The sequence below is a fragment of the Ileibacterium valens genome (assembly GCF_001945525.1).
Lineage (GTDB): Bacteria > Bacillota_I > Bacilli_A > Erysipelotrichales > Erysipelotrichaceae > Ileibacterium > Ileibacterium valens.
Window position 1 is genome coordinate 1 of sequence record NZ_MPJW01000188.1, and the last position, 9363, is coordinate 9363.

The 9363-nt window shown below is 42.4% G+C and carries 9 protein-coding genes; 3 read left to right on the forward strand and 6 right to left on the reverse strand.

Going from position 1 to position 9363, the window contains the following annotated elements; all coding sequences use genetic code 11:
* From BO222_RS09600 to BO222_RS14005, 3 genes are all read right to left on the reverse strand, one after another.
* Window positions 1-778, reverse strand: a 778-nt coding sequence (locus tag BO222_RS09600) for an IS110 family transposase (RefSeq protein WP_075820546.1), incomplete at its 3' end; no start/stop codon positions are given.
* Window positions 779-1001: 223 nt separating this feature from the next.
* The gene (locus tag BO222_RS14000) at window positions 1002-1355 is read right to left on the reverse strand and encodes an MFS transporter (RefSeq protein WP_198932059.1); all 354 of its coding nucleotides are present in this window, start codon (window positions 1353-1355) and stop codon (window positions 1002-1004) included.
* 408 nt (window positions 1356-1763) lie between these two features.
* Window positions 1764-2474, reverse strand: a complete 711-nt coding sequence (locus BO222_RS14005; protein ID WP_198932061.1) for a glycoside-pentoside-hexuronide (GPH):cation symporter — start codon at window positions 2472-2474, stop codon at window positions 1764-1766.
* Window positions 2475-2606: 132 nt separating this feature from the next.
* On the opposite strand from BO222_RS14005, the gene BO222_RS09610 reads away from it, so the two are divergent.
* Together BO222_RS09610 and BO222_RS09615 are read left to right on the forward strand one after the other, a co-directional pair.
* A complete protein-coding gene (locus BO222_RS09610; RefSeq protein WP_075820548.1) occupies window positions 2607-2876 on the forward strand; it encodes an autorepressor SdpR family transcription factor in 270 nt (89 codons plus the stop codon).
* Window positions 2873-3940, forward strand: coding sequence for an SdpI family protein (locus BO222_RS09615; RefSeq protein ID WP_075820550.1), 1068 nt, complete (start codon window positions 2873-2875; stop codon window positions 3938-3940). The genes BO222_RS09610 and BO222_RS09615 overlap by 4 nt, the downstream gene beginning before the upstream one ends.
* Before the next feature lie 109 nt (window positions 3941-4049).
* Here the strand turns inward: BO222_RS09615 and BO222_RS09620 are convergent, their stop codons facing one another.
* Both BO222_RS09620 and BO222_RS09625 read right to left on the reverse strand, forming a co-directional pair.
* Window positions 4050-5330, reverse strand: coding sequence for a phosphoribosylglycinamide synthetase C domain-containing protein (locus tag BO222_RS09620; protein ID WP_075820552.1), 1281 nt, complete (start codon window positions 5328-5330; stop codon window positions 4050-4052).
* Window positions 5331-5652: 322 nt separating this feature from the next.
* The gene (locus BO222_RS09625) at window positions 5653-5964 is read right to left on the reverse strand and encodes a cyclic-di-AMP receptor (protein ID WP_075820554.1); all 312 of its coding nucleotides are present in this window, start codon (window positions 5962-5964) and stop codon (window positions 5653-5655) included.
* Window positions 5965-6267: 303 nt separating this feature from the next.
* Between BO222_RS09625 and BO222_RS09630 the strand changes: the two genes are divergently transcribed.
* Entirely contained in the window at window positions 6268-7695 is a 1428-nt protein-coding gene (locus BO222_RS09630) for a polysaccharide deacetylase (protein ID WP_075820556.1), read from the forward strand.
* Between the two features lie 399 nt (window positions 7696-8094).
* Here BO222_RS09630 and trxB read toward each other — a convergent pair whose 3' ends face one another.
* A complete protein-coding gene (trxB, locus tag BO222_RS09635; RefSeq protein ID WP_075820558.1) occupies window positions 8095-9012 on the reverse strand; it encodes a thioredoxin-disulfide reductase in 918 nt (305 codons plus the stop codon).
* Window positions 9013-9363: the final 351 nt, after the last annotated feature.

The following is a 9363-nucleotide window of genomic DNA, read 5'->3' on the forward strand; positions in this document are numbered from 1 at the left end:
AGGCAAATTCTCCAGCTGTTGCAAAGCGATTAAAATCTCCAATTTCAGTAATGATCCGCATAGCGATGGGCCTGGTTACTCCTTTGAAGCACGAAAGGGAACTAGCCAGTTCATTGTAATTTTCCTGCTTGGACATTTCGGTGATTCGCTCATCATATCGAGCAATTTTGGTCTCAAGCTCCTCAAGAGTAATGAGATACTCGTCGAGCACCTCGCGATTCATTGGAGACAGTTCCAGGGATTTAAGCCAATCTCTGTGTTTTATAGTCCACTTGCTTTTTCCTTCATCAAAGGTATAGCCAAGTTTCAACACAAAGGCATTAATCCGCTGTTTGAACTTCTTAATGGTTTCCTGAGTCTCTTCACGAAGCCGGATAAATGAGCGAACTTCCTGATCTTCCCGATTAGGAACATAGACTGATTTGTAGGTGTCATAGGCTAATGCTTCAGCCAGAGATTTTGCATCTCTGCGGTCCGTTTTTCGAACGCGGTCTGTCTGAGCAAGACGGATTGTCGTTGGCGCCATAACCCGGCACTCAAAGCCCATTTTCGTAATTCTTTCATGGAAAGAGAAGCCAAGACATCCAGCTTCGTAACCGAATACGAGCTTGGTTCCAGGTTCAACTTCAGATTCGATTTTCTTGGCATACTTCCAGATCAATCGTGGATCATTATTAATTTTTGTCTGGTGACTATGTGTATTAGAATTTCGATCGAAAGTATCTAAACTGATTGTTTTACTGTGGACATCACATCCGATAAAAAGTAAGCTTGCCATATAGGTCCTCCTAAGTCATGTGGTAATGACGTTTACTTGTAAATACACCCTAAGTATCCATCTAAATCCACGAATTGGCTTCTGGGGGGCCTTTCATATTATCTGAAAGAGACGGCGCTGTCAGGAGCCAGTCTGTCCTGCTTCCTGACAGCGCCGTCTGCAACCCCTGGTCAACTGAATTAGAGTGGATTTTCTCAATTCTGTTTATATTCTCACTCAGACATCAGGCCAGTTCCGGAAAAAGGTCGTCGCTGTCTTCAGATACTTCTTCGTCAGCAGCAGACGGCATCTCGATCTGGAAAGCGCGTTTTTCATTGAGTCTGCGGGTGATTTCTTCCATCTGCTCGTCTTTGAGCGTATAGAAACGCTTGTAGATATAAAGACTGAGAACAGCGAGAAGAACTGGAATGACGATCATCAGAACACGGATGCCCATGATCGTACCGGAACACTGAACAGGCAGTTCAGCTTTGTAGCCGACAAGACTCAGTCCTATACCGGTCAGACCGCCGGCTGCGGCTGTCGCTGCTTTCATCAGGAAAGTCTGAGCGGAGCAGAGAACACTTTCATTGCGCACGCCGAAGCGACTTCGCCGTAGTCGATGACGTCTGCCAGGCAGCAGGTGGCGACGCCAAGAGACAGGCCGGAACCAAAGAACAGAACAGCGCAGGAGAGGATCACTCCGGCAACAGACTGCGGAAGAACAAAACCGAATACACCGAGAAGCAGCAGACCGGCGGCAGCCAGGGGCTGCAGGCGATCGAGTATACTTTCTGACGGGAGAGCTTTTAGGCGATCGCCGGGAAGAGAACCAGACCGAGCATTTCTGCCAGAATGGCCATACCGAATACGGAGTAGATATACTCATTTCCGCAGACGTCTTTGAAGTAATACACGGCAAATCCTTTGGCAATCTGTGTAGCGAGGTTGAAGGTCACCAGCAGACCGATGAAAGCGCGCAGCTGATCGTTTTTAACGATGACTTTCAGCGCCTGTTTCGGGCTTTTTTTTCATTTTTCGCATCCAGAGTGGGTTCTTCTTTGACATTGGTGGCAGTGATGCCGATGGTCACGATAAACAGAATCGCGATCATGATGGCAAACATGGTGAATCCGTGTTCAGCATAGAGATTGTCCAGACCGGCTCTCTGATTGAAATAGTTGATCACGAACAGACCAAAGATGGCCACGCTGAATCCAGCCAGAGAGACAAAGAAACGTGGGATTACGGATACGGATTCTCTTTCGTGCGGATCATTGGTCAGGTTGGGCAGCCAGGACCAGTAAGGAACATCCATAATCGTGTAGGTCATGCCATAAAGGATGTACATAACCGTGACATAAATATAGAGGGATGTTCCCTGCAGATTAAAAGTGTGAAACAGAAGAACAAACACAACGGCGTTGACCAGTGTTCCGATCACCAGCCAGATTCTGAACTTTCCAAACCGAGAACGGGTATTGTCCACGATCATTCCCATCATCGGGTCGTTGATGGCATCCCAGATCCGGGCTACGAAAAACAGAATGCCGACAAAAGCGGGAACAAGAAACAGGGTATCCGTGAAGTAGAGCATCAGAAAGGAGCCGATCATGTTGCAAATCGCTTCTTTTCCGATGGCGCCGATGCCGAAGTCGTACTTTTCACGGGCTGATACTTTTTTGTAAACGGGCGTTTGCGAAGACTGATTCATCATTTTCTCCGTTTCTTTTTTTTCTCTTTATCTGAAGCCTCTTCGTTATTTCTGATCAGAGTATATTGTCTTCAATTTCCATCTCTGTTATTCTTCATATAACAAATAAGTTATATGTTATATGAGGTAAGAGTCATGTCTTTGCAGAATACGATGCTTGCACTTTCTGACCCGACTCGCAGACGGATTCTTTCCATACTGAAACAGGGAGAAAAAAGTGCTGGCGAAATCAGCGACCTTTTCGAAATCAGCCAGCCGGCGATCAGCCGGCATCTGAGTGTCCTCAAAAACGCTGATCTGGTCAAAAGCCGCCGCGAAGGAAAACAGATGGTTTATTCACTCAGTACCTCTGTACTCGAAGAAGCTCTTGCTTTTATCAGCGAGCTTAAAGGCGATCCCTTATGATCAAAAACGAATCAAAAAAACAGGCTCTTCTTTCCTGCCTGAGTTTAGCTGTTCCTTTTGTCGCTTTTGGAATTTATGCCTTGATCCATCCAGAACATTCCATTCTTTACTGGGCGATAACCGCTTCTTTTGGACTTGGACTGATTCTTCAGGTGGTCATTTTGCTTTTGGTATCGAGATGGAGTGATCGAATCGACTCCAGGAAAGTCACCGTTCTGACCTATTGGATTCAGCCTGCAGTCATCTGGTTTTCTGCTCTTTTGATTGTGCTGAATCGGTCCCGAATCAATACTCAGTTTTTCAGTCTCCTTTTTATTGGAGCTTTGCTGGCAATCACTGGAAATTATCTGCCAAAAGCATCACCCAATCCGCTTTTTGGAACAAGATTTCGCAGAACTCTGGAAAACCGTCAGAACTGGCAGGTCACAAACCGGGCTGCCGGAATCACTTTTACCTTATTCGGAATCACTTTAATGCTTATTTCCATCTTTCCAGACGGCCGATTCATTGAATACCTGTTTCCAGCCTTATTGATTATTCTGATCGCCGTTCCTTATCTTGTTTCGACTCTCAATTACAAAAAGCAGGTTTCACAAGGAACGTGGAAAGTGGATCTCGATTATCTGGAAAAAGGCAATGGATGGATTCGAAACTATCGCAAAACCTCCATTCCTGTTTTAGTAATTACTGTCCTGATTATTGCGGGTGTCTCCGCTTTGATCGTCTGGGCCGGTTTCGATGTCCGTTTTGAACCGGATGCTTTACAGATTGATGCAAGAAGTGTTCCATCACAGACCATTCCTTTTGAATCCATCGAATCAATCGAATGGATTGAAGATCCTGATTATGGAAGCAAAACCTTTGGATATGACGATATGAACAAGATGATGGGGGATTTTTCTTCGAAAGAATTCGGTCAGTATACTTTATATGGGTATTCCGGGCAGCCAGCAGTGAAGATTATTCATGATAAACAGGTGACTGTAATCAGTGAAAAGGATTCTGAAGAAACTTCCAAACTATATGAAAAGCTTTTAGAAATCATCGATCAGCCTGATTCCTGATGACTGAAACACGACACTTAAATGTTCCAAACCGTTTAAAGGACTTTATCTGAACAACCAGATAAAGTCCTTTTTCATACTGAATATACTTTGAAAATTGTTTTGAAGATCACAGCGGATTGCGGTCTTTTTGAATTCGTTTGAAGAATTCAGGATCACCGATGTCACTTCGATAAATCAGATCATCACAATGAATATGTCTGGCTGCCTCTTGTGCATTCAATGAGGCTTCAGATAAATCTTTTCCTAAAGCTGCCACAGCTAAAACCCGGCCTCCATGACTGACCAGCTGACCATCCTGCAAAATCGCATGATAAGGGAAAATATCTCCTTCGACATCTTCATCGACCAGAATCGGTTCTCCAGAAGCAAAGCCTTCCGGATAGTTTTTTGCAGCGAGCATGATCGTGCAGGCGCTCTGTTTTGCAAAATGAAGATTGATGATCTCCCTGTTTTTTAATCGATCGATGATATGAGCCACATCATCCTTTGAGCGCAGCAGAATTGAGCAAAGCCCGCAGTCTGCCAGTCCGCATTTCATATTGACTAAGCGCAAACCATCCTCGTTGTAAATAAACTCGCCATCGGCGAATCCTTCGTAAGGGATATTTTCTTCATCCATGGAAACAAAGAATGGAATCATATAATTCATGATTGCTTCATTGTAAATCTCTGAAGGAATCACATCGAGGGCAGGTGAAAAAGCGCCCATGGCTTTGGTCTGAGCATCATCTTCATTTTCATAAACGCCTCGCTGAGTCACCATTGAATCAAAAGGCAGAACCTGATTTTTATAGACCATTACAGGAACATTGAAACGTATGCCTGAATAGTAGGGGGAAATCAAAACCTCGTCTGCCTTATGATCACTTTCAGAGTCAAACCAGTTTCTCAATGTATCCTGAGCTTCGTCCATCGAATAAGGCACACTGAATCGTCCCTGTCTGCCTCTTTCCTTGATCACAATCGGGCCATCCGTCTGTTCAATTCGCTTTAAAGCTGAATCAAGATCTAAAAAGCTTTCCGTCTTTGGACATACTAATCCATGTTCATTAAAGAAATTCGTCCACTCAGCTTTGTCATAAAGGAGTCTGGCTGCATTCGAATCCGGTCCAAAAACCTCAAATCCCCTTTCTTCAAGAAGATTTTTAAGATTGGATAATGCAACTCTCTCATCCATAAAGATCACCCTGTCCGGAGCAAACAGTTCGGCCGACTGCAGAACATCATCGAGTTGAATTCCTTCCGGAAGATCCATATCCAGATCTCTGATTAACTGTTTTGTTCCTTCGTTTCCGGGTGTCACAATGACTTCATGAGAGCCATATTTTTCCAAATTTCTGGCAAGCGCACATTCTTTAATGCCGTCGCCGACAATCTGTATTTTCATACTAATCACCTGTCGATATTTGTCTGAAATGACTTTAACATATCTATTTTTCAGACAAACCAAAAAGGATGAATGGAAAATAATTCATCCTTAACTTTCGGTTTATATATTACCTTTTTAAGACCAGAACTTCTTTTCGGATAATTCTGAGTGATGATTGAAGCGGCTCAAATATACATTTCTTGACAAAATTTGCTATTGAAAGCGGTCCAATCCGATCTGATGGACTAACTCTGCATCTCATTTCGAAGCAGACTTATCAAACGGGAAATAAATATCAAACAGGAAATAAATATCAAACAGGAAATGAATAACTGAATGGCTAAAGTGAAATCAGACGGTCTCCTTCAATGACCACCACAAATCCTCCACCTTCTTCGACTCCAGAAAAAATGGATGTTGGATCGTAGGAGTCATTACCTCTGCGGCGAACCATTCCCGCTGTTTCCCGAATCATTTCAATGACTTCATCTTCCTTGCCATCATCCACCAGAGTAAGCAGCGTCGCATTACCTGGTACGAAAAATCCGGTTCCGCTTGATGCGATCTGAATCGCACTGATCTGGTTAGAAGCCAGTTTCTTTAAAGTTTCATCTACATCATCTTTTGAGATGACTGCCAGCAGCATTTTCATATGGTTAACCTCTCCGTTCATAAGTTCACAGCTTTTATGTCGAGTCACAATGACAGGCTCTAACAAATATTTAAGAAAAAAATCAGAAACCATTTCTAATTTTTTGAGTCATCTGTGATATTTATATTTTACGCCAAAATGAATCCAGAAGTTTTTCTCTTCTTCCTGTTATATAAAGATTTTCCAGCAAATGAAACAGGACACATTTTTGCATAATCAAAACGTTTCAACAGGAATAAGTTCGGATGATTTGTTTTCAGACAGACCAACTTTATAATTAAAACTTGAAAAAGGAGGACCAATATGGCAGGAAATTCTCGCAAACAAAAAAAGAAAAATAAAAGACTGCGCAAGGATCGATTGCTTCTTCTGTTGGTTCCTGTCCTGCTTGTGGGTGGACTCATATGGTTTGGAGTCAATAAGCTCAATCCGCTGCACTTAAAATCGACCCATTATATCGCAGAATATAAATCTGAATTCAAGCCGCTCGATAATCTCAAGTCTCTGTTTATGGATTCGACTGAAAAGGTTTCTGTTGAAGGAAAAGTCGATACTGAAACAGTAGGCGATTATGATATGAACTATGTTTATGATGGAAAAAAATATCCATTCGTGGTGAGTGTTCGCGATACAGCAGCTCCAGAAATTAAAGTCAAAGATTATACAACGGATACGACTGAAACCATCAAAGCAGAAAATTTCATTGATTCGATTACCGATGCGTCGACTTACTCCATAAAAATGGATAATCGCGAAGACACCAAAGAAGCAGGTACTTTCAAAATAACGATCAGCGCGACAGATCAGTATGGCAATGAGTCCGAAAAAAGTGCCCGTCTGATTCGAAAGGAAGATAAACAGGCTCCTTCTCTTGAAGGATTTGAAAAACAGATTTCCCTGATGCAGGGGCAGGAATATACTTCAGATTCCTATAAAGCCGTCGACAATCTTGACAGCTCCCCGACTTCCTATTGCGATACCAGTCATCTCGATGTCACAGTCCCAGGAACATATAATGTGGATTTCACTGTTCGTGACCGCTCCGATAATCAGGCTACCTATACTCAGACCGTCACTGTCGTTGAAGATCCAGATTATGGAAAATCGACCTGTTATCTGACCTTTGACGATGGTCCATCGCAGAACACATTAAAAATTCTTGACATACTTGACCAGTATGAAGTCAAAGCTACCTTCTTTGTCATCGGTACTCATCCGGAAGAATATGACATCATGAAGGAGATTGTGGATCATGGTCATACGATTGCGCTTCATACGTTCTCTCATGATTATGCTTCCCTGTATTCTTCTGAAGAAGCTTATTTTGATGATCTTGAAAAGATTGCCAAAGTCGTAAAAGATCAGACCGGAATTGAACCAGACTGCATTCGGTTTCCCGGAGGAAGTTCAAATACCATTTCGGCTGAATATTCGCCAGGACTGATGAATAAACTGACCAAAGCGGTTCAGGAACGTGGTTATCAATACTTTGACTGGAATGGCGACTCTACCGACGCATCTGGAAATAATGTCCCCGTTGAACAGCTGATCGCCAATGCGACTTCAGGAATTGGAACAGAAAAAATCAATATTCTCTTTCATGATACAGATGCTAAGAATACGACGGTCGAAGCTCTTCCTTCCATCATTCAGGCTTATAAGGATGCTGGATACATCTTCAAGGGCGTAAGCAAAGATGGTTTTGCTCCTCATCATGCCGTAAATAACTGATGAAGAATCACTGAAGAGAGAAAACCACTTCGTTATTCATAACTCTAATTAAAAATTAAATTTGTTTAAAACACAAAAACGGTCCGTTCGTTATTCAATGAATGGACCGTTTTTCGATTTCTGGATAGTTAGTTTTATATATTCCAGAAAATGTGATTGAAGAAAACTTGATTGAATAATAGGAAGAAGAAACCGATGCAAAGCAGACTGAACATGGTAGGCATTTTGTTATAAGCAAAAAAGGTCAGAACAGGTTTCATCTGGTTTTGAGAACCTGCTGCTGACCATTGTTTAAATCGGTTTAAATATAAATAACGTTTTAAATCTGATTGGATTCTTATTCAGTCCAAAATGGATTCAGACTGCTGATTCAATTGATTTGGATCATCCTGTCGTTAACTAGCAGAAGTCTTCAATAAATTTAAAGGCCATCTGAGCGGCAATTGCTCCATCCCCCGCAGCCGTAACAATCTGGCGAAGATCTTTGCTGACACAGTCTCCTGCCGCAAACACTCCTGGAACAGCGGTCTGCATCTGAAGGTTAGCTACGATATAACCGGCTTCATCTGTGATCCCCAGATTCTTAACCATATCTGTTTCCGGAATATGTCCAATGTATGGGAACAGACCGGAAACTGGAAGTTCAGTCTGTTCTTTTGTTTTTACATTTTCAATAATCAGACCACTGACTTTTCCATCGGTGAGTTTCACTTCTTTTGGAATCGAATCGCGAATCACTTCAATCTTCGGATTATTTTCAACTTTTTCCTGCAGATGAGTTTCAGCGCGGAAAGCATCCCGGCGAATGATGATCTGAGCCTTATTTACAAACTGAGTTAAAAACTGCGTTTCTTCAAGCGCAGAGTTTCCCCCGCCAATAACTGCAACATCCTTATTGCGGAAGAATGCACCATCACAGACTGCGCAGAAGCTTTCTCCATGACCTATGGCATCTTCTTCACCTGGAATATTTAAAGTTCGTTCTTTGGCACCTGTAGCAATTAAAACGGTCTTCGCATCAATGGTCTCTCCATTTTCCAGAATGACCTGGCGATCTTTTGTTACTTCCTTAACCATACCATTCATAAATTCAGCACCGAACTGGACGGACTGCTGGTACATCTGAATAGCCAGATCAGGTCCTGGAATTTCAGGTACTCCTGGATAGTTATCTACCAGGTACGTTTTCAGAAGCTTTCCTCCTGGAGCACTTGCATCGATCATAATGACAGAAAGACCTGCTCTTGATGCATACAAAGCAGCTGTCATTCCGGCTGGACCAGCCCCCACAATGACTAAATCGGCTTTTTTATTCAAATCTAACACCTCATTTCTATCTCTGTCTTCTGTTGAACAGAAGCAAAGATTGATTGACTGATTTCTGTTGATTCTCTTTGAAGAATCATCATACGATTTCATTATATGCCTGTTTGGCAAAATGTCTTTTCTAACCCATTGATCCAGACATCTCACTTGTGTTCAATAGGCTTACAAGTTAGTAAAAGGGGCTGTTAAATTTCTGACAGTCCAAAAATAAAAAGAGGCACCTGATCCGTAATGGATGAGGTGCCTTTTTTGGTAAAATATGTTCATGCTCAATAAACAAAATTACCAAACACACTATAACTCGATTCAGGGCCGTTTGCCACTGCTCCATTCTCTCTTCCC

Coding starts and splice junctions, on each gene's coding strand:
- BO222_RS09610 (WP_075820548.1), top strand. CDS start 2,607: ATGTCTTTGCAGAATACGATGCTTGCACTTTCTGACCCGACTCGCAGA.
- BO222_RS09615 (WP_075820550.1), top strand. CDS start 2,873: ATGATCAAAAACGAATCAAAAAAACAGGCTCTTCTTTCCTGCCTGAGT.
- BO222_RS09630 (WP_075820556.1), top strand. CDS start 6,268: ATGGCAGGAAATTCTCGCAAACAAAAAAAGAAAAATAAAAGACTGCGC.
- BO222_RS09620 (WP_075820552.1), bottom strand. CDS start 5,330: ATGAAAATACAGATTGTCGGCGACGGCATTAAAGAATGTGCGCTTGCC.
- BO222_RS14005 (WP_198932061.1), bottom strand. CDS start 2,474: ATGATGAATCAGTCTTCGCAAACGCCCGTTTACAAAAAAGTATCAGCC.
- BO222_RS09625 (WP_075820554.1), bottom strand. CDS start 5,964: ATGAAAATGCTGCTGGCAGTCATCTCAAAAGATGATGTAGATGAAACT.